Source organism: Pseudomonadales bacterium (assembly GCA_024234165.1).
Classification (GTDB): Bacteria; Pseudomonadota; Gammaproteobacteria; order Pseudomonadales; family UBA5518; genus UBA5518.
In genome coordinates, this window is record JACKOP010000001.1 from 319,730 (window position 1) to 344,567 (window position 24,838).

At 62.7% G+C, this 24,838-nt stretch carries 23 protein-coding genes; 2 read left to right on the forward strand and 21 right to left on the reverse strand.

Annotated elements, in window-relative coordinates; all coding sequences use genetic code 11:
- Positions 1–12: 12 nt before the first annotated feature.
- From H7A12_01320 to cas4, 4 genes are all read right to left on the reverse strand, one after another.
- Entirely contained in the window at positions 13–588 is a 576-nt protein-coding gene (locus H7A12_01320) for a hypothetical protein (GenBank protein ID MCP5319468.1), read from the reverse strand.
- Positions 589–5,340: 4,752 nt separating this feature from the next.
- Positions 5,341–5,631, reverse strand: a complete 291-nt coding sequence (gene cas2 / locus H7A12_01325; GenBank protein MCP5319469.1) for a CRISPR-associated endonuclease Cas2 — start codon at positions 5,629–5,631, stop codon at positions 5,341–5,343.
- A gap of 3 nt (positions 5,632–5,634) precedes the next feature.
- On the reverse strand, positions 5,635–6,666 hold the full coding sequence (cas1c, locus tag H7A12_01330) for a type I-C CRISPR-associated endonuclease Cas1 (GenBank protein MCP5319470.1): 1,032 nt from the start codon (positions 6,664–6,666) through the stop codon (positions 5,635–5,637).
- A 2-nt stretch (positions 6,667–6,668) separates the two neighbouring features.
- Positions 6,669–7,298, reverse strand: a complete 630-nt coding sequence (gene cas4 / locus H7A12_01335; protein MCP5319471.1) for a CRISPR-associated protein Cas4 — start codon at positions 7,296–7,298, stop codon at positions 6,669–6,671.
- Between the two features lie 52 nt (positions 7,299–7,350).
- On the opposite strand from cas4, the gene H7A12_01340 reads away from it, so the two are divergent.
- Both H7A12_01340 and H7A12_01345 read left to right on the forward strand, forming a co-directional pair.
- Positions 7,351–7,602 carry an addiction module protein gene (locus H7A12_01340; GenBank protein ID MCP5319472.1) on the forward strand — a complete coding sequence of 84 codons (252 nt, stop codon included), beginning with the start codon at positions 7,351–7,353 and terminating at the stop codon, positions 7,600–7,602.
- Entirely contained in the window at positions 7,599–7,907 is a 309-nt protein-coding gene (locus H7A12_01345; GenBank protein MCP5319473.1) for a type II toxin-antitoxin system RelE/ParE family toxin, read from the forward strand. Before H7A12_01340 ends, H7A12_01345 begins: the two co-directional genes overlap by 4 nt.
- Here the strand turns inward: H7A12_01345 and cas7c are convergent.
- The 17 genes from cas7c to H7A12_01430 all read right to left on the reverse strand — a co-directional run bounded on the left by cas7c (position 7,895) and on the right by H7A12_01430 (position 24,748).
- Positions 7,895–8,896, reverse strand: coding sequence for a type I-C CRISPR-associated protein Cas7/Csd2 (gene cas7c / locus H7A12_01350; GenBank protein MCP5319474.1), 1,002 nt, complete (start codon positions 8,894–8,896; stop codon positions 7,895–7,897). The two genes, H7A12_01345 and cas7c, sit on opposite strands and share 13 nt — an antisense overlap.
- 14 nt (positions 8,897–8,910) lie before the next feature.
- Positions 8,911–10,710: a type I-C CRISPR-associated protein Cas8c/Csd1 gene (cas8c, locus tag H7A12_01355; protein MCP5319475.1), complete on the reverse strand. Its 1,800-nt coding sequence runs from the start codon at positions 10,708–10,710 to the stop codon at positions 8,911–8,913.
- Positions 10,703–11,446, reverse strand: coding sequence for a type I-C CRISPR-associated protein Cas5 (gene cas5c / locus H7A12_01360; GenBank protein ID MCP5319476.1), 744 nt, complete (start codon positions 11,444–11,446; stop codon positions 10,703–10,705). The genes cas8c and cas5c overlap by 8 nt, the downstream gene beginning before the upstream one ends.
- A gap of 13 nt (positions 11,447–11,459) precedes the next feature.
- A complete protein-coding gene (gene cas3, locus H7A12_01365; protein ID MCP5319477.1) occupies positions 11,460–13,676 on the reverse strand; it encodes a CRISPR-associated helicase Cas3' in 2,217 nt (738 codons plus the stop codon).
- Between the two features lie 377 nt (positions 13,677–14,053).
- Positions 14,054–14,395, reverse strand: a complete 342-nt coding sequence (locus H7A12_01370; GenBank protein ID MCP5319478.1) for a type II toxin-antitoxin system prevent-host-death family antitoxin — start codon at positions 14,393–14,395, stop codon at positions 14,054–14,056.
- A gap of 202 nt (positions 14,396–14,597) precedes the next feature.
- Positions 14,598–15,704, reverse strand: a complete 1,107-nt coding sequence (locus H7A12_01375; GenBank protein MCP5319479.1) for an S-(hydroxymethyl)glutathione dehydrogenase/class III alcohol dehydrogenase — start codon at positions 15,702–15,704, stop codon at positions 14,598–14,600.
- Positions 15,701–16,456 (reverse strand): thioesterase family protein, encoded by a 756-nt coding sequence (locus H7A12_01380; protein ID MCP5319480.1) that lies wholly within the window; start codon positions 16,454–16,456, stop codon positions 15,701–15,703. The genes H7A12_01375 and H7A12_01380 overlap by 4 nt, the downstream gene beginning before the upstream one ends.
- A gap of 80 nt (positions 16,457–16,536) precedes the next feature.
- Positions 16,537–17,448 carry an alpha/beta fold hydrolase gene (locus H7A12_01385; protein ID MCP5319481.1) on the reverse strand — a complete coding sequence of 304 codons (912 nt, stop codon included), beginning with the start codon at positions 17,446–17,448 and terminating at the stop codon, positions 16,537–16,539.
- Between the two features lie 30 nt (positions 17,449–17,478).
- On the reverse strand, positions 17,479–17,907 hold the full coding sequence (locus H7A12_01390; GenBank protein ID MCP5319482.1) for a SufE family protein: 429 nt from the start codon (positions 17,905–17,907) through the stop codon (positions 17,479–17,481).
- 30 nt (positions 17,908–17,937) lie between these two features.
- Positions 17,938–18,471 (reverse strand): putative Fe-S cluster assembly protein SufT, encoded by a 534-nt coding sequence (sufT, locus tag H7A12_01395; GenBank protein ID MCP5319483.1) that lies wholly within the window; start codon positions 18,469–18,471, stop codon positions 17,938–17,940.
- The gene (locus tag H7A12_01400) at positions 18,471–18,812 is read right to left on the reverse strand and encodes an iron-sulfur cluster assembly accessory protein (GenBank protein MCP5319484.1); all 342 of its coding nucleotides are present in this window, start codon (positions 18,810–18,812) and stop codon (positions 18,471–18,473) included. Before H7A12_01400 ends, sufT begins: the two co-directional genes overlap by 1 nt.
- Before the next feature lie 29 nt (positions 18,813–18,841).
- Complete coding sequence (locus H7A12_01405) at positions 18,842–20,068, reverse strand: cysteine desulfurase (protein MCP5319485.1); 1,227 nt, start codon at positions 20,066–20,068, stop codon at positions 18,842–18,844.
- Complete coding sequence (gene sufD / locus H7A12_01410) at positions 20,065–21,372, reverse strand: Fe-S cluster assembly protein SufD (GenBank protein ID MCP5319486.1); 1,308 nt, start codon at positions 21,370–21,372, stop codon at positions 20,065–20,067. Before sufD ends, H7A12_01405 begins: the two co-directional genes overlap by 4 nt.
- Positions 21,373–22,122 (reverse strand): Fe-S cluster assembly ATPase SufC, encoded by a 750-nt coding sequence (sufC, locus tag H7A12_01415; GenBank protein ID MCP5319487.1) that lies wholly within the window; start codon positions 22,120–22,122, stop codon positions 21,373–21,375.
- A gap of 52 nt (positions 22,123–22,174) precedes the next feature.
- Positions 22,175–23,611 (reverse strand): Fe-S cluster assembly protein SufB, encoded by a 1,437-nt coding sequence (gene sufB / locus H7A12_01420; protein MCP5319488.1) that lies wholly within the window; start codon positions 23,609–23,611, stop codon positions 22,175–22,177.
- A complete protein-coding gene (locus H7A12_01425; GenBank protein MCP5319489.1) occupies positions 23,608–24,051 on the reverse strand; it encodes an Rrf2 family transcriptional regulator in 444 nt (147 codons plus the stop codon). Before H7A12_01425 ends, sufB begins: the two co-directional genes overlap by 4 nt.
- 73 nt (positions 24,052–24,124) lie before the next feature.
- Positions 24,125–24,748 (reverse strand): TetR family transcriptional regulator, encoded by a 624-nt coding sequence (locus H7A12_01430; protein ID MCP5319490.1) that lies wholly within the window; start codon positions 24,746–24,748, stop codon positions 24,125–24,127.
- Between the last annotated feature and the right edge of the window lie 90 nt (positions 24,749–24,838).

The window sequence follows — 24,838 nt, forward strand, 5'->3', positions numbered from 1 at the left end:
ATCGTCTGCGGGTCATCCGCGCGCCCTCACCGAACGCGACAGCGGTGCGAGCAGCCGCAGCAGCCCCACCACCGAAGTTGCCGAGAAGGCCTCACCCCAGCGTTCCAGCAATCCGCGCGGCAACGCTTGCTCCTCCACTGGCGTGGCCAGTCGTGCCCGGATCGCCGCCCACGGCGCACTGGCTGCGAAATCTCTCCGCCACCACCGTCGCCAGCGCTCGAGCGTGCGCAAACCGACCCCGATACGCTCGCACAGTCGCTGCCGGTGCCGCTCACTCAGACCCTGTGCCAGCGCACACGCCAGCACCACCACGGCGCCCGCAAACACCCGGCGCCCCAGAAAACGCACCGACGACGGCGTCATGCGCCGTCGGCACCCGTCGCGGGCACAGCAGAAACTCAGGCGTCGCACCCCGTCCGGCCCGAACAGCGCACGCGGCACGCCGCGCGGCTTGCGCGGGTAGTCGGCGCGATGCAGCGGCGCACCGCACGCCGGACAGCCGCCAGCGCTCTCCTGCTCCGCCAGGTCGTGATCGATCAGCTGCAAAAACCGCCAGAAGCTGGCATCGCGTAACAGGGCATGGCACATTGGAGTGGTCTCGCATTCTTGGTCGAACACGAGACAACCCCCTCGGAGGGCTTCTTGCAAGCTCTTCGAGGGGGCCTTGCTTCCGCTCCTCACCAACCGTGACAAAAAACGGCCGGAAATCCCTCAGATAGTCTGGTCAAGCTCATCAGGGCAACAGTAAGGGGCTGAGCTTCAGCGGTTCGTTTCAATCCTCGCCCCCCGAGTTCGGGGGGCGCATCAGCAGAGCACGGTGCTATGCAAGCATTTCAATGTATGGTTTCAATCCTCGCCCCCGAGTTCGGGGGGCGCATCAACGGGAAGACCGGCTACGCCGGTGTTGATCAGAGTGTTTCAATCCTCGCCCCCGAGTTCGGGGGCGCCATCTGGATAAAGGTATGGATCGGCGAAATGCGGGCGTGTTTCAATCCTCGCCCCGAGTTCGGGGGCGCATCTGAGACGGCACCAGCAGCCCCCACCGCGACGCCAGTTTCAATCCTCGCCCCCGAGTTCGGGGGCGCATCCGCTGCAGGGTCGCCTCGCCGAACTGCGAGTCGTCGTTTCAATCCTCGCCCCCGAGTTCGGGGGCGCATCCCGTTTCCCGCTCGTGCCGCGATGATCATCAGCGCGTTTCAATCCTCGCCCCCGAGTTCGGGGGGCGCATCGTTGCCGGCTCTACCTGCCAGATCCCGAGCGCAGGTTTCAATCCTCGCCCCCGAGTTCGGGGGCGCATCTGTCGCCTCGGCGCCATTTATCCGCGTCCAGCCGGTTTCAATCCTCGCCCCCGAGTTCGGGGCGCATCGGTCCGCTGGGCGATGGATCAGCAGTGCCTCACATCGTTTCAATCCTCGCCCCCGAGTTCGGGGGCGCATCCTGCTCCGGCGTGGCGTCGTGTTGGGTCAGGTTCAGGTTTCAATCCTCGCCCCCGAGTTCGGGGGCGCATCCGTCATGCGGCGCATTCCTTGCACTTATTCAAGCGTTTCAATCCTCGCCCCCGAGTTCGGGGGCGCATCGCTACCCGCCGCACACTGCGCGGGGCCGGCCGCCTGTTTCAATCCTCGCCCCCCGAGTTCGGGGGCGCATCGCCTCGCAGATCTGCGCCGTCAGGCCGATGCTCTGTTTCAATCCTCGCCCCCGAGTTCGGGGGCGCATCATATTCGGAATATCGATGATCTGAGTTTCACATTCGTTTCAATCCTCGCCCCCCCGAGTTCGGGGGCGCATCCGATGATGGCACGCACCTCGGCGTCGGCGTCGACGTTTCAATCCTCGCCCCCGAGTTCGGGGGCGCATCGCGTCCTTGCCCTTGAACTCATCGATGTTGGCGGAGTTTCAATCCTCGCCCCCGAGTTCGGGGCGCATCTTCGCGCGCCCCGAAGTCGTCGTCCCAGTCTGTTTCAATCCTCGCCCCCGAGTTCGGGGGCGCATCTCCGAGCAGGCATTGCCGTCGTTGAGAAGCTCATTGTTTCAATCCTCGCCCCCGAGTTCGGGGGCGCATCGTCACCTCAGTCGAGGACGTTCATCCCGGCACGCGTGTTTCAATCCTCGCCCCCGAGTTCGGGGGGCGCATCGCCTGCCGGGCAGGTACTCAGTCATGGCTTGCGTGTTTCAATCCTCGCCCCCGAGTTCGGGGCGCATCCAGTGACCAGAAGTCGATCGCCCCGCCGGTGATCGTTTCAATCCTCGCCCCCCGAGTTCGGGGGCGCATCGCTGGAAAAGTGAGTCGCCCACGTATCGGCAGCGCTGTTTCAATCCTCGCCCCCGAGTTCGGGGGCGCATCCTCATTCTGGCCCACTCCCCGTACGCATCATCTTGTTTCAATCCTCGCCCCCGAGTTCGGGGGCGCATCGGTCCCAGAGCGCATATCGTTGGCCAGCATCAGGGTTTCAATCCTCGCCCCCCCGAGTTCGGGGGCGCATCCGTCGCCACATTCAAAGGGGAGAACGTCTTGAGTTTCAATCCTCGCCCCCGAGTTCGGGGGCGCATCCCAGCGTCGCACGGTGGAGGTTCCTGTGTATCGCGTTTCAATCCTCGCCCCCGAGTTCGGGGGCGCATCGCACTCTGCCTCACATTGCGCCACCCGTTACGGTTTCAATCCTCGCCCCCGAGTTCGGGGGCGCATCGATGGATCGCTCGTGCGAGTCCACCCCGCCACGAGTTTCAATCCTCGCCCCCGAGTTCGGGGGCGCATCATACTAGTTCCATCAATCAGGCAGGAGAACACACCATGTTTCAATCCTCGCCCCCGAGTTCGGGGGGGCGCATCGCTATATGCGCCCTTGGCGTACAGATCGCGCACAGTTTCAATCCTCGCCCCCGAGTTCGGGGGCGCATCCTACACGCATCCTCCTCGCACATGCACAGCGTGTTTCAATCCTCGCCCCCGAGTTCGGGGGCGCATCGTTGTTGAGCGGCTTCCCAACCATGCGCTTGAATGTTTCAATCCTCGCCCCCGAGTTCGGGGGCGCATCGCGGGGCGACGGAATACCGTCGCGCACCGCAGGGTTTCAATCCTCGCCCCCGAGTTCGGGGGCGCATCGGCAACGCGCGCGTCATCAACGACGCGCAGTACGTTTCAATCCTCGCCCCCCGAGTTCGGGGCGCATCCAAGGTCGGCAAGATCCTCGGCGTTGCCACGGTCGTTTCAATCCTCGCCCCCGAGTTCGGGGGGCGCATCGTCTCCGGCGCGGTCATCGCGCAGGGCGAAACCTGTTTCAATCCTCGCCCCCCGAGTTCGGGGGCGCATCCGCTGAGCAGGCTGCAGTACGCCGCGAAGCTGAGCGTTTCAATCCTCGCCCCCGAGTTCGGGGCGCATCATCCTTGCAGGGCTGGCGCGACGCGCCGGACGAAAAAGTTTCAATCCTCGCCCCCGAGTTCGGGGCGCATCCGCTGAGCAGGCTGCAGTACGCCGCGAAGCTGAGCGTTTCAATCCTCGCCCCCCGAGTTCGGGGGGCGCATCGCTGCTGGGGCTGGCGCGACGCGCCGGACGAAAAAGTTTCAATCCTCGCCCCCCGAGTTCGGGGGGCGCATCAACAGCCGCCGCGCCAGCTCGCACGTCCACGACGGTTTCAATCCTCGCCCCCCGAGTTCGGGGGCGCATCCCATGCGGCCACCTCATACCGAATCGAGCCATCAGTTTCAATCCTCGCCCCCCGAGTTCGGGGGCGCATCTTGATGCCGCGCTCGATGATCATCTGATGCGCGGTAGTTTCAATCCTCGCCCCCGAGTTCGGGGGGCGCATCCCGGAGGAACGTGAAACGACGTTGCTTGCTGAGTGAGTTTCAATCCTCGCCCCCGAGTTCGGGGGCGCATCCCCAGACTTCCGACGGTTCGACCGCTGCCATTGCATGTTTCAATCCTCGCCCCCGAGTTCGGGGGCGCATCATCTAACTGCGCAGCCGATCACGTGCGGTTTCGGAGTTTCAATCCTCGCCCCCGAGTTCGGGGGCGCATCACCCGACCAGCCCATGACCGAACGATATGCACGTGTTTCAATCCTCGCCCCCCGAGTTCGGGGGCGCATCCGCCACAGGCCAGCGCAGCGTGACGCTGTTCGCTATGTTTCAATCCTCGCCCCCGAGTTCGGGGGCGCATCCCGGCACCAGCGTGGAGCCGTCGATGCGTGTCTTGTTTCAATCCTCGCCCCCCGAGTTCGGGGGCGCATCATCTGAAAGGCCGTCATGCACAGCGGGGTCGGCATGTTTCAATCCTCGCCCCCCGAGTTCGGGGGCGCATCGCCGGTGAGCGTCGTCCAGTAGCAATCCCGATAAGTTTCAATCTCGCCCCCGAGTTCGGGGGCGCATCCGCTCGTCGATTGCTGCATTGATGCAGCGCTCGATGTTTCAATCCTCGCCCCCGAGTTCGGGGGGCGCATCCTTCATCCCAACTCATGTACCCGGCCTGCTTGACCTTGTTTCAATCCTCGCCCCCCGAGTTCGGGGGGCGCAATCTAAACGGGTACGGCGGGAGGGTTGGCGGCCAGTTGTTTCAATCCTCGCCCCCGAGTTCGGGGGCGCATCCTCGAAGCTGAGAGCGAGCACCTCCGGGCTGGCGGTTTCAATCCTCGCCCCCGAGTTCGGGGGCGCATCCTGCGCCGGGTCAGGAAGAACTTGGCGCTGGTGTCGTTTCAATCCTCGCCCCCGAGTTCGGGCGCGCATCCAGCTTGCACAGCGCTTCGAAGGCGTTGCGGCCGATGTTTCAATCCTCGCCCCCCGAGTTCGGGGGCGCATCGAACCCTTCATGGATGGCGGCCGCAGATCACCGCTGTTTCAATCCTCGCCCCCCGAGTTCGGGGGCGCATCCGCAGGTACGTTTCGCCGCCCTCGGTCTCGACGTAGGTTTCAATCCTCGCCCCCGAGTTCGGGGGCGCTATCAGTCACGCAGAGCGCGTTCTGACATGGATTTCCTGTTTCAATCCTCGCCCCCGAGTTCGGGGGGCGCATCGATTCCGTGGCTGTTCGGCACGCGGAAGATCAAGGTTTCAATCCTCGCCCCCCGAGTTCGGGGGGCGCATCCCTTCAACGCCACGCCAGTCACGCTGAATACCGAAGTTTCAATCCTCGCCCCCCGAGTTCGGGGGGCGCATCCGTTCGCGCGTAACAGGCTGATTTCACGGAATTTTCGGACCGCTTTGCGCGAACCGACGCTCGAACTGTTTCCCGCGAATCCATCGGATTCCCGATTGGCTTTCGCCAGCCTGAAAAATCAACTTCTTACGTCCCGCGCGAACCTCACTGCAATATCACCACCGCTTCATGTTCGCGCTGCGGACTACTCTACACCACCAATGGACCTTCGAAATCCGTTGCCCTGAAAATTCCATGCTGTCGCACCTCACAGCCGCGCGTATCGGGCATGCGGTAGAGGCGGAGGTTGTCCTCCTCTAGATTGATTTCCGACAGCAGGCGCCGCTCCAGTTCTTCCATCTTCGCGAGGTCGATCTGGCACTCGAACACCGATTTCTGCACGCGCTGACCGACACCCTCACATGCGCGCGCCACGCGCCGCAGGCGACGACGCCCTACGCGGGTTTCGGTATTGACGTCATAGCAAACGATCACCAACATGGATCACCTCATGAGGAACGGCACGTAATCATCCATATCGCCGCGCAGTGTGCGGGCGAGCAGGCGTGCCTGCAGCTGCGGCAGCAAGCCGAGCGCGACCGGCTCCTCCAGCAGCGGATGGGAAATCTCTTCCCGTTTTCTCTCCTGCCAGGCCACCACCACAGCTTTGCGGCCCCGTTCGTCCAGGGTGACGCCGCCGCCCTCATGCAGCATAAAGTCGTCCATGCTCAACTGCCCGCGATTGACGAGCGTCAGGGCAAGGCGGTCGGCCTGATGGCGGAACTCTTCCATCAAGTCGAGCGCGAGCGCGGCGCGCCCAGGCCTCAGGGCATGGAGAAAACCCAACTGCGGATCCAATCCCACCGACTCCACCGCCGAGCGGCAATCGTTCATCAGCATGGAATAGAGAAAGGACAGCAAGGCATTCATGCGATCCCTGGGTGGGCGACGGGTGCGCCCATCGAGGGTGAAATTCGCCCGCGCGTCACCTCGAACGAGAAAATTGAAGCAACCGAAATACTGCCGGGCCGCTTCTCCCTCAATGCCACGAACCGTATCCAAATCTCTGGCGGCCGGCAGCGCACGCAAGGATGCCGCCAGATCGTTCGCGCCACGCGACAGGGCCGCGACATCCGATTCGGACTTCACTTCGCGCGCACCGCGCAACAACACCTGCCGACAGTTACGCAGTTTGCCCGCCACGCAGGCCCGCGCCACCTCCAGCGCAAACGCTCCATCGCTCGCCCTCTCGTGTTGGGCGCGGCGCAGCAGGATGTTGCCCGACACCGGCCCTTCCAGCCGCGCCTTGAAACGGCCATTGCCATCCAGCAGCACCAGGCTCTGACCTTGATCCGCCAGCCGGTGCATCAGCGCCGGCGAGACCAACACGTTGCCGAAAACGACTACCCCTCCGAGGTGATGCAGTGGCACACGCAACTTCGTCTCGCGCTCGACTTCGATACGCACCGTGTCGTTGTCGAGATGCAGATATGCATGAGGCGTAGTGACGTACAGGGTATTGAGCAGCGTGCGCACGGTCAGCTTCCTTTGCCATTTGGCTCGAACAGCGTTTCTGCGAGATGCCGCCAGCGCTCACGCCCGGCTAGCACTTCAGGCTGGCAAATCTCGACAAGCGAGCACTCCTTGCAGCGCTTGTCATTGACGGGCGGCGGCAAAGTCAGCGCCCGCAGGGCAGCCCGTACCTCGGCGACACAACTCTCGACCGCCGAGCGCAACTCCAGCGTGATCGCGACCTCTCTTCTGCGACGGGAACTGGCATGGTAGATAGCGCCCAAAGGCACCTGCTTGCCGGTCATCTCCTCCAGACACAGCGCCTGGGCAGCGAGCTGGATGTCGTCATTGATCCATTTCTTGCGCGCGCCATGCTTGTATTCCACCGGGTAGGGCGTGCCGTCAGAAAGAAACTCGACCACGTCGCACTTGCCTACCAGCCCCAGTCGATCCGACCAGACTTGCAGCGCAGTCTCCATCCGCCGGTCACCCGATATTGCATGGCGCACTTCGTCAGCTCTTGCATGCTCCGCCGTGCCACGCAACGTATGAATGTTGTCGGCGTACTCTCCTTCCATGTGAATCAGGCAGCAGCGGCGCGGGCAGTAGGTCCAGTGATTCAGCGCCGAGAGCGGAATCAGCTCTGCATCGTTCAGCACCGGGCTGTTAATATTCATGGTATTCGGCATTCTTGACGGAGGTTCTCAAATGGCGGCTATCCTGAAAGACATCGAAGCCAAAGCCTTGGAGTTGTCGCCCAAGGAGCGCGGCAGCCTGATACACAGCCTGATCATGAGTCTCGACGGCCCGACAGAGGAAACACCGGAGGAAATCGCCAAGGCGTGGGACGAGGAAATCGCCCGGCGCATCGCGGATATTGAGTCGGGACGGATGCAGTGCGTCCCGGCTGACGAGGTGTTCAACGAGCTCGACGCCATCATCCGCGAATACGACAAGTGAAATTCCGCTTCGCACAAGCAGCCCGGGGCGAGTTTGCCGAAGCTGCGCGCTGGTACGCCCGGGAGGCAGGAGCCAGCCAGGCAAGGGCGTTCCGCAACGAAATTCTGAGAGTCATCCAACTGCTCATCGAGCATCCCGATATAGGCACTCCCACCGTACCGCCCTGCCGGCGCATGACGGCGCACCGATTCCCCTATGACGTTGTCTATCGCCGCGACAAGGGCACGATCACTGTCGTTGCAATTGCCCACCAAGGTCGTCGCCCGGGGTATTGGACCGGACAGCGACAGGATCAGCCACAGTAGTTCACCAGTTCGACCCCTCTCGGCAATCTTTCGACTTGCAATGTCACTACGTAGTCCGAAAAAGACCGCGGCGAGCCGGGCAAGCCTTCCTTCCTGCGAATGTCGATGATGGATTCCGGCACTTCCCGCCGGTGCGTTGAAAAATCCAGCAGTCGATGCGCTGGTGCGCAACCCAGTTTCGCCTGCTGCTTGCGCTGTTCCTCGTTGCTATCGGTGCCCACGTGTCTGAACACATACAGACCGCGGCAGGTCATGACGCCCTTGCTTGCGGAACGATCATGGTCGTACATGTTTGCGAGCGCCTGCCAGAGCAGGGCAAGGTCGTCCTCGGTGAATTTGGTGCCCTCAGCCAGGTTGGCTGACACGAAGCCCTTCATAGCGTACAGGCCATAGGGGATGAGCTGCTTGCGGCCCATGGTGCGCAGTGTGTCCTCTGGAACATCCGCTTCCAGAGCCGTGAGTTGTTCGCTGCTCATGTCCTTTTTGTCTTCCACACCGTGCGTCTTCTTTTCGAAGCCCGCGACCGCCATCCGAGTAATGGAAATATCCATTGGCAGCACCGGGTCGATGGAACGTGCAAAAGAAAACTGCACCGGGCCACGTACCTGGCCAGCATTGGCGCCAGTGCTCATCACTGCCCCAAAGGTACGCACGTCGTAGAAGTTCTCGCACATCCACTCGCGTGCCTTCTTCACCTTGTCCTTGCTGGCCTTTTTCGGAATGCCGCCGTTGGCTATCTCGTGCGCGAGCGCGATGGGCCGATTCAGGTTGGTGGCGTGCTCAACGAAAATGGCGTGCGGTGCCTTATTGTCTTTCAGCACCTGGATGTAGTTGCGCACTCGGCGTTTGCCGGCCACATCAGACACCAGTCCATGCATATCTTCAGGGTCGATCCGCGGCGCGTTGCCGGCATCCGGATCGCCATTGGGGTTGCCATTCTCGCAATCGAACAGGAACAGGAATTCGTAACGGTTGGCAATGATGCTCATGGTTTTGCTCTCCTTCATTCGGGTTGGTTGGCTTCGGAGTCGTCGTCAGCCTCGCCTTCGGGCAGGCCCTGTTTGCCGGCCCTGAAATGAGCGAGCTGTTGGTAGTAGCCCAAGGCAAACAGGCTTTGTTCTTCCAGGGTAAGAGTGCGCGGCACAACGTCCTTGATGCGGGCGAGGATGTCGGAGAGCTGCATTTCATACCACGCAGCCAATCCTCCGTTGAGCTTACCCAGGTGATTCTTGGCGTTGGCGGACAAGCGCCCAAGGATGAGGCCGGGAGTCTGGGCAGCGGCGGTGTAATACCGCTGAACAACATTCGCACCTACCTTGCCCAAAGCGGCGCGTTGCAAGCGGGCGAACAGAGCGAGTGCCCGTCCGCAATGATAGGCTGGATCGGGGTGGTCGGGATTCATGTAGGGCTGCATGTCTTGGTCTCCTTTGTTCCGGATAAGATGGGCTTTCATCAAGGCCATGCGTGCATGGCTAGCAGGCTGGTCCTGAATAACGTCGATGCGCGCTCTGGCGACGGCCTGCGCCAACGAAGCGGAGGGAATCGGGCCGCCCGTCACGGCAGCACGCCAGAGTTGCTGCAGCCAGGGGCTTGGCACCTCCTTCAACACCTCGTTGATGCTCTTCTTCCCGTCATTACGAACGAGGCTTGCCGCGAGGGTCGAGAATTTCGGGTCAGTTGCCTGTGATTTTCCGTCACTCCGAACTATCCCAAGATCACGGAACCAAGACTCGTTATTGGCGGCCAGCTCCTCAAAGCTGCCCTGCATCACATCTCTCACCATGACACGGGACGTGCGACCCGAGAGCACCAACGCAACAAAGCGACTGCCAGCCAAGTCTGGCCGAACGCCACTGCGAATAGCGTTGAGCAATTCATGGGCACGACGTTCGGCAGCCCCGGCGGTCTGCTCCGGCGACCCATCGCGGAAGTAGGACATTACGTCGTCCTCTTCGGAAACGTCATCCTGCCCCGAGAACCAATAAACGGTCTGCGAGTTTCCCAATTTGACGCTCTTTTTCTCGATCAGCAGATTTAGCGTGGCTGCGTAAGCCGTTGCTGTCTCCAGAGACATGGCGGCATTGGTCGACTGCTCCAATCCGTAAGACTGTGATGACTGCTTGTCGAAGGAGATAAGCGCGTCGCCGGATTGAATAAGCCCTTCGCCTGGCAGGCCCTTGATTTTCGCCGGATGCGTCAAAGCCGGCGAAATACACTCCCCCGTGACCAAGCATCGCATCAGCCCTCTCCCCCCTTTTCTTGGAGGCTTACGGAGGGCGCTACGAAATCGTCGCCACCAGTCGCGCCAGTCCTCTCTTTCAAGAGGATTGATTGTGCCCACCCGTACCGTGGCCGACTCAGTAGGCTTAGCCTTGGCCGTCTTGAGATCACCTCGGATTTGAGTAAGCACATCCGTATCCTCCAACAGCTTCGCAGCGGCTTCGAGATACGGGGCATCCCGCGACGCTTGTCGCAGCAGGCTTACGAACCAGGCATGCTTCTCACCAAATTTCTTGCAGTCTTCGGCATATTTCTTTGGGTCCTTTTCTTTGACTTTGTCATCGAGATAGAGGGCAACAGTAGGCAAGGCCTCGACGAGGAAATGCGCCCGCGGCTCCTTCCCGCCAATCAATTCCGGGTGGGACAGATTCGGGCACCCGTCGAAGGCTCTCCCCTTGCCTTCGCCCAACGCCACCACGCCGGTGTAGCGTCCTTCCGTCGTGCAAGTGATTGCCCATTTGACATACTTGCGGGCAAAACCGGGCTCACTCTCGCCCGCCTGTTTCAGCACCAGATCAAGCATGGAAGTCCTCCCCGCAGGCTTTCTTCACTGCGTCGTCATCGTAGCCGGGCACTTGCATGACGCCCTTCATGATTCGGGCGTGAAAAACGCTGATCGCCGGTTTGGCGTACTCGTCATTGTCGATACCGAGATCGAAAACATCGTAGAGCATGTAGCCCAGATCGATATCCACTGGGATGGATTGAACTTCATTCGCCTTTTCGGCGGTCAACTCGAACCACGCAGGAAACTCCCTGCAGCCGAGGAAAGGCTGGTAGTAGCATTTGCCTTGTCCGGCGCGGCGGATGAACTGGGCGTCCAGGGCATTCACGTCGGCTTGTCCACCACGGACGCGCATGTGGGCATGAAGCCGATAGCGCACGTTCTTGAGCGCCATCGTCTGGCGCTGTGTACGCCCCTTCTGGTCGGTGCCGAGATCGTCCTTGCTGCCGTCGGCCCAAATCGGCTCCGGTGGCTCACGCCCCTCCATCCAGGCCTTGAGGGTGCGTTCCGCAGGCGCCTTGTCTTTCACCTCGTTGCGCCGCAGGGCGATGTATTTCGGAGGGCTGAGGATTTCGACTCGCTCGATCTGCCAGTAGAAGCCGTAGGTCTTTTTCCAGTAGATGGCGTCGAAGATGCCGCGCGCCGCTGACGGCGTGATGACGGGATAGCTGTAGCGCTCCACCTTCATCTCCGGACGGGTGAAGCAGGCGAGTTCTCCCCAGACTTCCAGGCAGTGAGTCTTGCCGCGGGCCATGTCGTCCTCCTTTCTAGGCAATCCAGGTGTTGAGCGTGCCGGGCGGAACCAGCCCGAGTTGCGGGTGGTAATGTTCCGGAACAGCGTAGATGAACCAGTCGTTCCGCTCGCGCTGCCGCCAGCCGGCGACCGGCACGGGCAGCAGAGCATCCCAGATCGTGTCGCTGTCTTTCGGTCGATAGAGGCTCACGGCAAGCGGGCGGGCACGGCGTATCCAGGCCGCGGTCAGCCCGCGATCTTCCGCCTCCGCCCGCAATTCGTCGAATAGCGTTCGCTGCGGAGCGTAGGGCACCAGCACGTTGATGGCATCCTGCCTGATGAGCCGGTACAGCCTGGCGACATCGGGGAAACTACCGATCTCGATGGCCTTCAGAATCTCGCTGCTCGCCGGTGCATTCGCCACATCCGCGAGGGCATACAACTCGCGGTAATACGCGGTAACGAAAGCGGGATCGTCGAGGTTCATGCCGGCTTCGCCATGCCGCAGATACAGCATCTGAGCGATCTGCGCAGCCTGTTGGTAGCCGCCGGTTGGATAGGCAGCGTCTTCGGGTTGGAAAACTTGTAGTTTTCCGAAGCCCACTTGCCGTCCCTCGCGGTTGCAACGGCCAGCGGCCTGAATGATGGCGTCCAGCGGTCCCCAGGCGCGCATGACGACGGGGAAATCCACGTCCACGCCAGCCTCCACGCATTGGGTGGCGACCAGATGGACGGGTTCGTTTGCCGCGAGCCGCTTGCGTACCGTCTCCAGCACGTCCTGGCGATGAGCGGCGCAGAGATTGGTGGACAGGTGCAGCGCGGCCGGGTCGTCCAGCTTTTCCCATAGCGTCTTGGCATGGCGCTTGAGATTGACGATGCACAAGGCCTGGCGAGACTCGATCATTTGCCGCGCCACGGCACCCCAAGCAACCGGAGCATCCGGGCTGCCCCAGGCAACTTCGACCCGCTTCATAGGCGCGAACAGCGATGCGGGTTCGGGCACGATCTCGCGCGGCTGCCAGCCGGGCGATTGCGTCCTCGCCACCGCGTCGTCGAGATGCGCAAAGGCCGGCTGGGTCGCGGTGGCGAACACGACACTGGTGCCGCAATCGGCCGACAGGTGGGACAAGGCAGCCAGGGTCGGCACGGCGAGATGCACCGGCAGCGTCTGCGCCTCGTCGAAAAGGATCACGGCTCGTTGCAGCCGATGCAGCTTGCGGCAGGCGGCGGGGCGGTTGGAAAAAAGAGACTCGAGCATCTGCACGCTGGTGGTGACGATGATCGGCGCATCCCAGTTTTCCGCGAGCAGGCGCCGCCGGCGTTCGGCATGGCCGACTTGTCCGGTTTCGCCTTCATTGTCCTGTTGCATATGTTCCTCGCCAACGCCGGCCAGGGAGTGATGCTCCAGCACGAATTCATCGCCGAATACGGGTGCAAGGATGTTCCGGTAAACGCGTGCCGTCTGCTCCGTGATCGTGAGGTAGGGAATCACCATGACCACCCGATCGAGGCCATGCCGGATTGCATGCTTCAAGGCGAATGCAAGCATGGCTAAGGTCTTGCCGCTGCCGGTGGGGGCCGTAAGGGTAAACAACCCCGGTTTGCGCTCCGCCCCTCGCAGGCAAGCGGCAAGCAGGGTTTCACGCACAGCGCGGACCTTTGGAGAAGCGTTGCTGCTCTCGCGAGTGGCTTCAATGAAGCGCAGCACGGCGTCCAATGCTGCGGTGGCGTTCAGCCGCGGCCCCGGGGCACGGTATCGCTTGCCGGACGCATCGCCTTCGAAATGCGCCTCGGTATCCAGGTAGTCGGCATCCACCAGGGCCGAAAACAGCAGGCGCACATCCAGCATCGATGGCACGGTCGCGTCCAGGCTCGATCCGAGCAAGGTCTTCGCCGGGAGAGTGATTGCAACCCCGTCTTGCGCAAGCTTCTCCTTTAGTTCGGTCATGTCCGCAGTCAGGCGCAGTCCGGGCACACAAGGATTGGGCAAGCGGCCCAGCGAATCCCGCGATAGCGACTGCAAACCGATGTGATGTCCCTCGATGGCGAGCGCCGCGGCCGCCGCACGGTGTTCCAGCGCCATGCGCGCACCTGCCGACCAGTGGTCCAGGCCGGACTCCTCGCCGCGCAGGCGGGCCTGGAAGCACTCGCCATACTTGCCGAGATCGTGCAGCCGGCCGGCGAGGCGCGCTTCCTCTTGCCAACAAAAGGTACCGGCAAACCCGGCCGCCAGCTCGCCTACGGCGGACAAGTGCTCCTGCAGTGGGTGCCAAACACCAGAAGCATTCGCGCTATGTGCAAAGAAGTGAACCATTGCCCCTCGCAATCAGTTGCCGTACCGATGATCGTCCTTTATCGAAGGCTCATGGGGTGAGCCTGCCGAGCATTGATTTTGGGCTCTTTCGCAGAATTCGTGGGTTGATTGGATCACTGTGTGAACAGTCGGCTACGCCGATACCCGTCTGAGCGTCGAGGCGCTCTCTAGCACGATAGCAACAGGTTACCGCTGGTCTCTGCTTGCCCGCCTGTCGATTGGCGGCGTGCACTGTTTGCGTAATACAGGCCTTCCCGAAAAGCGCCGACGGCAGGTGCAGCAACCCGCGCCCCGCCAGCGCGATCAACGGGCCACTATCCGCGACGATACAACTCATTGAATTGGTCCAGTTCCTTCTGGATTTCAGACGCGTCATGCCGAACAACCGGCACGTGCCTCGCCGCACAGGCCTCGAAGAACTCCGCCAACGAAAGACCTGCGAGCTTGGCAGCCTGCCCTTGGGTGAGCACATCCTCGTCGAACAGCTTCACCGCCAGGGACACATGCACTCCCTGCTCCAACAACTTCTCGTCGAAGGGCAAAGCCACGAACACCGGTCGACCATGCTTGGTAACCAGTGCCAAGTGGCCAGCCTCGGCGCCCTGGATCAGTTCGCCGGTACGGTCGCGGAGGTCTCGGACAGTGAAGGTTTCCATAGGGAGGCTCATTTGCACTCACAGATGGTGGCACGAATCAGGGGGCGAGGCACCTCTCCCGCCAGCACCGTGGTCTACTCTCGCGCAGAGAGTACTGTGGCAATCACGACCCGGCTCTGTCGAGCTTCGGCTACTGGAGCCGCAAGCGGGCGATGTCGGGCACAAGACCGACGCCGTCTGGCCCGCGCACGCCGCTGTCGCCTCAATACAACACCACCGAACGGATGCTCTCCCCGCGGTGCATCAGGTCGAAGGCGTGGTTGATGTCCTCGAGCGGCATCGTGTGCGTGATCAGTTCGTCGATGCGGATGCGTCCTTCCATGTACCAGTCGACGATGCGCGGCACGTCGGTGCGCCCACGCGCACCGCCGAACGCCGAACCACGCCAGACGCGCCCGGTCACCAACTGGAACGGTCGTGTGGAGATTTCCTTGCCGGCACCGGCAACGCCGATGATGCAGCTCTGGCCCCAGCCCTTGTGGCAGCACTCGAGCGCCTGACGCATCACGTCGACGTTGCCGATGCACTCGAAGCTGTAGTCGACACCGCCGCGGGTCAGATCGATGATCGCCTGCGTGACGTTGTCCACGTCGAGCGGATTGATGAAATCGGTCATGCCGAAACGCCGTGCGAGTTCCGCTTTCGCCGGGTTGCGGTCGATACCGATGATGCGCGCGGCTCCCACCATGCGCGCACCCTGGATCACGTTGAGACCGATTCCGCCCAGGCCGAACACGGCGACCGTCGCACCCGGTTCCACCTTCATCGTGAACGCCACGGCACCGACGCCGGTGGTCACGCCGCAACCGATGTAGCAGACCTTGTCGAAGGGCGCGTCGGAGCGGATCTTCGCCACCGCGATCTCCGGCAGCACGGTATGGTTCGAGAAGGTCGAGCAGCCCATGTAGTGCAGGATCGGCTTGCCGTCGAGCGAAAACCGGCTGCTGCCATCCGGCATCAATCCCTGCCCCTGGGTAGAGCGGATCGCCTGGCACAGGTTGGTCTTCGGGTTCAGGCAGTACTCGCACTCGCGGCACTCGGGCGTATAGAGCGGGATCACATGATCGCCCGGTGCGACGGACTTCACGCCTGGCCCCACCTCGAGCACGATACCCGCCCCCTCATGGCCCAGGATCGCTGGAAACGCACCCTCGGGGTCATCTCCCGACAGCGTGAACGCGTCGGTGTGGCAGACGCCAGAGGCCTTCAGCTCGATCAGCACCTCGCCAGCACGCGGTCCCTCCAGATCGACCTCGAGCACCTCGAGGGGTTTGCCGGCAGCAAATGCAACCGCGGCACGTGTCTTCATTGCTTCTTCTCCTGCGACAGAGGCACCAGCGCCAGCTGCCGCGACTGGGCAACCAGCACGCCGGCGTCATCCCAGATCTCACCGTCTTCCTCGACGAAACCACCCGTGAGAAAGCGTGACGTAAAGACCGCACGCAGCCATCCCGGCGCAGGGCACACACGCAGGTGTGCGGTGAGTTCGATCGTCGGCACCCAGGCAAGCGAGATCTGGTCGGCGTTGAACACGGTAGGCGGAAACGCATCCACTGCAACCAGCAGGCTCATCACATCGGGTACCGCATCCCCCGGAAAGCGCAACCAGCCGCGCACGCGCATGCGACCGCTGGGCTTGCCGCCGGCAAGCGCGGCATCCTCGGGATGCAGACGCAGGTCGATATTGCGGTACATCGTGGGCGGTCCCGGGGGACCGTCGTAACGTACGCAGGCATCCGGTTCGGGCAACGCGGGTGGCGCGCCATCGATGATGCAGAATTCGCTCGCTGCTTCCCCCGGATCGCCAAAGGTCCCGAGCACCTGCAGCAACGGCGTTTGTGCCGCCGACATCGTGGCGCTCAGGATCGAGAAGCGCTTGCCGCGCTTCACGAGCTGCGTCTGCACCTCGGCCAGACCGGGTTGCCCCGGTGCCAGGAAATGTGCCGTGATCGTGACCGGGTGCGGACGCCCCGCTTCGGCAGCCATCGCACGCGCTGCAAGCGCCAGCATGAAACCGCCGTTGGCCTTGCCGGCGATGTCCCACTCCGCGGGCAACGCCACCCGGTAGCGTCCGGGCTGCATACACTCGACTTGGCTATCGGCAGTGAACGATCGCACCACACACTCCCCTGCAGTACGGCTCACAGGTGTTCGAGCAGGAAATCGCGCATCACCGCCGAACTGCGTTCGAACCCCGGACCCTGATAGACGACGAAGTGGTCACCCTCGATCACTTCCAGGCGCTTCGGCTCGCCGGCATTCGCGAATGTCTGCCGGGCGCCGTCGACCGGAGCCATGCGGTCTTCGCTGGCAAGCACCATCAACAAGGCACGTGGCGCGATATGCGGCGCACAAACAGCCGGGTCGAAGGCAGGCGTGGAACTGGTCGGCAAGGCACGCAGCGAGACACGGTTCTGCCAGGTCTTGCTTCTGCGCAAACCGTATTCGCGGAACCAGTCGGTTGCTTCCTGGAACGGCAGGAACGCCGGCAGTTCCACGCGTTCATCGGCGACTACCGCGAGCGGACCGATCGGATCACCGCCGGCATCGGCCGGTCCATTGCCGCTTTCGTCGAACAATGCCGTCCTGATCGCCTCGAAGGCACCGGGTTCCGGCTGGCGCTGCGCCACGTCGGGCAGGCTCGCAAACGGCACATTGGCGATCACCGCAGCCACGCGCCGGTCACAGCCACCGACGACCAGCACTTCCCCCCCGCTGAAACTCGAACCCCAGATCCCGATGCGCCGTGGATCGACTTCCGGGCGCTGCTCCAGCCAATCGATCGCGCGCCGGTAGTCGCGCGCCTGCGCCCAGATATTGATTTCCTGCCGTGGCTCACCGTCGCTCAGGCCGAGGTTGCGCTGGTCGTAGGCCAGCACCGTGATGCCGGCAGCACAGAACACGCGCGCGAATGCGTCGATACCCATATCGATCGTGGCCGAGAAGCCATGCGCCATCACCAGTGCCGGGCCGCTGCGTGCCCCCTCCGGCACATACAGCCAGCCGCGCAGCGTGGTGCCGCCGTGCCCGGGAAATTCGATGTCGTGCCGCATGATGAGGAGCCCTCGTGTCGTCGGGAAAAACTAGGCGACGCTGCGCACCTGCGCGACATCACGGATGCGTTGTACCATCGCGCGCAGCCCGTTGCCACGCGTCTGGCTGATATGGCGCAACAGGTCGAGCCGGGTGAAATAGCCCTCGATATCGAAGTTGAGGATTTCACGCGGAGTGCGCCGGTCGTAGACCGCGAGGATCAGCGCGATCAGTCCACGCACGATCAGCGCGTCGCTGTCGGCCTCCAGAACGATGCGTCCGTCTTCTTCCTGCCAGTCGAGCCAGACCTGACTCTGGCAGCCGCGCACCAGCAGTTCGTCACGCCGCCGCTCGACCGGCATCTCGGGCAACTCGCGCCCAAGGTCGATGATGTAGCGGTAGCGATCTTCCCAGTCGTCAAAGAAGCCGAGCGTCTCGACGATCTCGTCGGCAGACGCTGCCGCACTGCTGGAACCCATGTTGTTGCTGTCCGTGCCGTAAGTCGGAGTTCAGTAAAACAGCCCCGTTGCGAGGCGAGCCTCATCCGACATCATATCGCGCGTCCATGGCGGATCGAATACCAGATCGACCGTGATCTTGCGCACGTGCGGCACCTTCATGACACGGCTCTCGATGTCACCGACCAGCACCGGCCCCATGCCGCAACCCGGTGCAGTCAGCGTCATGCGTATGTATACCTCGCGCGCGTCCTGATCGATGCCGACTTCATACACCAGACCGAGCGATACCACGTCGACCGGGATCTCCGGGTCATAGATCGTCTGCAGCACCTCGAATACCTGTTCGCGCGAGATCTGCCCATCAGCGGACGCCTCGAAGTCGAGATCGATTCCCTCGAGGCCAAGCGCATCCGCGTCGGTACCGTCGACCCGCGCCATATTGCCGTTGACCGTCACCGTGTAGCTGCCACCAAGCGCCTGGGTGAGCGTCACGAAAGTGTCCTTGGGGATCATGATCGGCGTGCCGACCGGAACCAGGCGTGCGGGACAATCGCGCTGTGTCACCACCATGCGTCGTTCCATCAGACCGCTGCCTCCCCGGAGACATTGAAGCTCTCGCCACAGCCGCAACGATCCTGTACGTTCGGGTTCAGGAACCGCACCGCGCTGTTGACCCCCTCACGGGCGTAGTCGATCGTGGTGCCGCGCACGATCGGGAGCGCCGTGGGATCGACCCACAGCGCCACATCGGTCGCAACGGCGATCAGCACATCATCCGCTGGTGCTTCGTTCACCAGGTCGAGCACGTACTTGTAGCCGGTACAGCCGCTTTGCTTCACGCCGAGTCGCAGCCCCGCAGCTCCCTTCGCTGCGATCTGCTGGCGAAAATGGCGCAACGCCGTCTCGGTGATCCGTACCGGCATCGAGGGATCGAATTCTGCAACCGTGGCATTCACAGGAAACTCCGCACCTTGTGCAGCGCCGCGAACAGGCTTTCGACCTCGGCGTGCGTGTTGTAGAGACTGAACGAGGCACGCACCGTGCCTGGTATTCCGAAACGGTTCATGACCGGTTGCGCGCAATGATGGCCACTGCGCACGGCAATGCCCTGCTGATCGAGCAAGGTTCCCACGTCCTGGGGGTGCGCGCCCTCGAGCACGAAGCTGAGCACCGCCACCTTGTACGGAGCACGACCGAGCAAACGAAAACCGGGGAAATCACCAGCAAGCTCGAGCGCGTGTGCGAGCAGCTCGTCTTCATGGCGTGCCGCCACCGGCCGATCGATTCCCTGCAGCCATGCGATCGCTGCTCCCATCCCGATCGCTCCTGCGATATGCGGCGTACCCGCCTCGAAGCGGTACGGGAGGCGTGCGTAGCTGGTGTGGTCGAAGTCGACGCTTTCGATCATCTCGCCGCCGCCCTGGTACGGCTGCATCGCTTCAAGCCACTCCCGCTTGCCATAGAGCACACCGATGCCGGTAGGTCCGAACATCTTGTGTCCGGAGAACGCGTAGAAATCGACATCGAGCGCCTGCACGTCGATCGACATGTGCCCGACTGCCTGCGCACCGTCGAGCAGTACCGGCACGCCCACCGCGTGGGCCTCGGCGATGATGTCGGCAACCGGGTGGATGGTTCCCATCGCATTCGACACGTGTTCGAGCGCAACCAGGCGCACACGCGAATCGAGCAGTTCGCGCAATGCAACCAGATCGAGCTCTGCCCCGTCGGTGACCGGAATCGGTACCACACTGGCTCCTGCCGCTCGTGCCGCCAGTTGCCACGGCACGATGTTCGAGTGATGCGCCATGCCTGAAACGAGAATGCGATCTCCGGCACGCAGGCGTTCACGCGCAAAACTGTGCGCCACCAGATTGATGCTCTCGGTCGTGCCTCGGGTCCAGATCAACTGCTCCCGCGCCGGTGCGTTGATGAAGCCAGCCACCGCATCACGCGCATCCTCGAACGCGCTGGTCGCACGATCGCTCAGAGTATGCGCACCCCGGTGCACGTTCGAATTGATCGTGCGGTAGTAGTCTGCGACTGCATCGATCACGCAGGCCGGTTTCTGTGTCGTCGCCGCGTTGTCGAGATAGACCAGTGCCTTACCGTTCACCTCCTGGGCGAGCAGCGGGAATTCGGCTCGCACGCGCTCGACGTCGAACCCGGTCGCGCTCATGACAGCGCACCACCGCCCGGGCGTCCGAGCCAGTCACGCACCACATCGCGCAGCGCAGCAGCAAGCGCGTCGTTGCCGACGCGTGATACCAGTTCGTTGACGAAACCGTAGCCGAGCAGCACCTCGGCTTCGCGCCGTCCGATCCCGCGCGTCAGCAGGTAGTAGAGGCTCTTCTCTTCGATCCGGCTCACCGTCGCACCGTGCGAGCAACGCACATCGTCGGCGTAGATTTCCAGCTCCGGCTTGGTATCGACCTCAGCCTCGTTGCTGAGCAGCAGGTTGCGGTTGCTGAGGTCGGCGTTGCTCTTCTGCGCCTGCGGATGAATATGGATACGGCCATTGAACACCGCGCGCGCGGCATCGTCGATGATGCCCCGATAGACCTGCGTGGTGTCCGCGTGCGCGACCTCATGCTCGATCGCGGTGTGCAGGTCGACGTGCTCGTGGTGCCGTGCCAGATAGATGCCGTCGAGCCGGCACGAAGCGCCCCGTCCCCGGTGGTGCAGACGCAGGTCGATGCGCTTCAGCGTACTCCCGAGCGCGAACAGCAAACCCTCGCAACGCGCATCGCGTGCAAGTTCCACATGCACGGCACCGATATGGATCGCACGCTCGTCCTCGGCATGCAGGCGATAGTGTCCGATACGGGCGCCCTCGCCGACGCGCAGTTCGGTGAGCCCGGTCACCAGCGACTCTCCGGCATCCGGCAGGTCGACGAACTGCTCGACCAGATCCACGTCCGCACCGCGTCCAAGCACCGCGAGCAGGCGCTGCGCGTGTGCAAATGGCTGCGGCTGCGGCGCTCCCACGTGCACCACGTGCACGGCACGCTTGGCACGCACACCGGCATCGAGGTGCAGCAGCACGCCATCGTCCAGCCAGCAACCGTTCAGCACAGCAAACGGACTGTCGCCTTCGGCACTGAGACGCCCCAACGCCTGGTCGATCGTCGCCCGGTCGCCGGAATTCGCGCTGCGGAAGTTCACCACGCGCACGCCGGCCTGCGCCGTGATGCTGGACAGTGTCGGCTGGTAAACGCCATTCACGAACACGATCCGGTCGGCTTCGAGTGCCGGGATCAGCGCCGTGGCGTCGAGCTGCGGAACTGCTGCCGTGGCACGGCGCAGGTAGTCGCGCTCTCCAAGTGCATCGAGCGCGGTGTATTTCCACGCCTCGGTCTTGCGGGTCGGCCAGGGTGCGGTCACCCAGGCCGAACGCGCTGTCTCACGCAGCGCCTCGATCCACGTGGGTGCCGACTCGCCCGCGTACAGACGTGCTGCAAGATTGCGATCGAATGCACCCATCTAGCCGGCCTCTTTGTCGATCCACGCGTAACCCTTTTCCTCGAGCTCGAGCGCGAGTTCACGCCCACCCGACCTGACGATGCGTCCTTGCGCAAGCACGTGCACGAAATCCGGCACGATGTAATCGAGCAGGCGCTGGTAGTGGGTGACTATCACGAACGAGCGATCCGGCGCACGCAGGCTGTTCACTCCGGCAGCGACCACCTGCAGTGCGTCGATATCCAGACCGGAATCGGTTTCGTCGAGGATCGCAAGCCGAGGCTCGAGCAGCATCATCTGCAGCACCTCGTTGCGCTTCTTTTCGCCTCCCGAGAATCCCTCGTTGACGCCACGCTTCAGGAAATCCGTCTTCAACCCGACCGCCTCGCACTTCTCGCGCGCCAGCCGCATGAATCGCACCGCATCCAGCGCCTCGACGCCGCGATGAGCACGCACCGCGTCCACCGCGGCCTTCATGAACTCCATGTTGCTGACACCGGGGATTTCGACCGGATACTGGAACGCCAGGAACAAACCGGCACGCGCCCGCTCCTCGGTTGCCATCGCAAGCAGGTCGTGGCCATCGAACGCCACGCTGCCTGCCGTGACTTCGTAACCCTCGCGTCCCGACAGCACATAGCCGAGCGTGCTCTTGCCGGAGCCGTTCGGCCCCATGATCGCGTGCACCTCACCCGGCTTCACCTCCAGATCGATGCCACGCAGAATCGGCTTGTCGTCGATGCGTGCGTTCAGGTTGGAAATGCTCAACATGTTCAGATCCTGAAATTCCCCTGTGATCCGGGCCGCGACCCGGAAGTGCCTCTCAACCTACCGACCCCTCGAGACTCACCTCGAGCAGCTTGCCTGCCTCCACCGCGAACTCCATCGGCAGCTCCCTGAACACCTCGCGACAGAAGCCGTTCACGATCATCGACACCGCCTTCTCCGCATCCAGCCCTCGCTGCCGACACAGGAACAACTGGTCATCGCTGACCTTGGAGGTGGTCGCTTCGTGTTCGACGACGGCCGACGCATTGCGGCTCTCGATGTACGGGAAGGTATGCGCACCGCAGCGGTCACCGATCAGCAGCGAATCGCACTGCGTGTAATTGCGCGCACCTTCGGCGCGTGGACTGATGCGCACCAGCCCACGGTAGGCGTTGCTCGAGCGCCCGGCCGAGATTCCCTTCGAGATGATCGTCGAACGCGTGTTCTTTCCAAGATGGATCATCTTGGTGCCGGTGTCGGCCTGCTGGAGGTTGTTGGTCAGTGCGACCGAGTAGAACTCGCCGACCGAGTGATCACCACGCAGCACCACCGAAGGGTACTTCCAGGTGATCGCCGAACCCGTCTCGACCTGCGTCCACGAGATCGACGCGTGATCGTGACACATACCACGCTTGGTGACGAAGTTATAGATGCCGCCCCTGCCTTCATGGTCGCCGGGGTACCAGTTCTGCACCGTCGAATACTTGATGCGCGCACCCTTCAGCGCCACGAGCTCGACCACTGCGGCGTGCAGCTGGTTCTCGTCACGCATCGGTGCCGTACAGCCCTCGAGATAGCTGACGTGACTGCCCTCGTCGGCGATGATCAGCGTGCGTTCGAACTGCCCGGTCTTTTCCTCGTTGATGCGGAAATACGTCGACAACTCCATCGGACAGCGCACACCCGGCGGGATATAGACAAAGGAGCCGTCACTGAAAACCGCCGAATTGAGCGCAGCGTAGAAGTTGTCGCGGCGGGGAACCACCGAACCGAGATACTTGCGTACCAGTTCCGGATACGTGCGTATGGCTTCGGACATCGAGCAGAAGATGACGCCGGCCTCGCTCAGTTTCTCCCTGAACGTGGTCACCACCGACACCGAGTCGAACACCACATCCACAGCGACACCGGCGAGCTTGGCACGCTCATGCAGCGGGATACCGAGTTTCTCGTAGGTGCGCAACAGCTCGGGGTCGACCTCGTCGAGACTCTTTGGACGATCGGCCATCGATTTCGGCGCCGAGTAGTACGACACACCGTCGAAATCCACCGGCGGGAAGTGCACGTGCGCCCAGGTCGGCTCCACCATCGACCGCCAGCCGCGGTACGCCTCCAGACGCCACTCGGTGGCCCACTCGGGTTCGTCCTTCTTCGCCGAAATCAGCCGCACCACGTCTTCACTGAGTCCGGGCGGCAGCGTCTCGGATTCGATCTTGGTGACGAAACCTGCCGCATAATCCTGCTTCAGCAGTGATTCGATCTGTTCAGTCATGAAACCACCTCTCCGGTACCCGCGTCACCGTCGGCGCTCTGATGCCGGCGCAGCAGATCCGCAATCGTGATGCCGTGCAGGAACTCCTGCAGGTTTTCGCTCAACTCGCTCCACAGATGGTGCGTCAGGCAGGTATCGCCCTGCTGGCAGTCGGCCTTGCCGCCGCAGCGCGTGACGTCGAGACGTTCGTTCACCGCATCGATGATCCGCCCTATGCTGAGCTGATCCTGCGGTTGGGCCAATCGGTACCCGCCACCCGGGCCGCGTACACTGGCGACCAGCCCCTCGCGACGCAAACGTGCGAACAGCTGTTCCAGATACGACAGCGAGATGCCCTGGCGCTCGGCAATGTCGGCAAGCCGCATCGTACCGCTCTCCGCGTGCAGCGCGAGGTCGAGCACGGCCGTAACGGCATAACGACCACGGGTAGTGAGTTGCACCTTGATTCTGCCTCGTCGGGGGAGCAGTGAACGTGGCCGCAGTATCCAATACCCAACTACTAAGGTCAACTATTTAATTGACTTGCGCGCTCGGGTATTTTGTCTGACTCAACGCCTCGATGCCACCAACGACTCCGGCAAAAGCGGTTTCGAGGATCTCCTTTCTTTTCAGTGAGGGCAGCATGCTCTGCACCTCGTTCAACGCAATGCGTTGATCTTCCTGCAACGGCATGGCCGTCAGATCAGGGAGCGATTCGCGACGCAGGAATTCCGGCGCTGCCTGCAACATGCGCATCAGACTGACCGAAACCGACGTGACCAGGTGGCAGGCCGTCGCCAACGCACGACCACGCAGTCCCACGTCGTTACGCAGCAACAGCGCGACCGGAGCAGTCATGCGCACCCACTCCGGCGGCGACTTGCCGTTCAGCCCGATGATCCACGGCATGACCGGATAACGTTGCGCGTGCCGTGACAGTGCCCACAACCACGCCAGCAGCGTCTGCTGCCACCGCACGGCGGGCCTCGGTTGGCGAAATCGCCTGCACACCTCATCGGCCACCGCCGTCAACACTGCCTCGCGTCCATCGAAATACTTGTAGATCGCGGTCGTCGCAGTCCCCAGACGATCGCTCAGCATCTTCAGCGTGAACACCTCGACAGGAGTGTGCGCCAGGATTTCCAGCGCCGTACGCACGATCGCTTCGCGCGAAATGCGTGCCGGCCGGCCTGGTCTGCGCGCTTGCGCAGAGTCAGCGCGCGCTTTCGATCGCGGTACTGTTCGGCC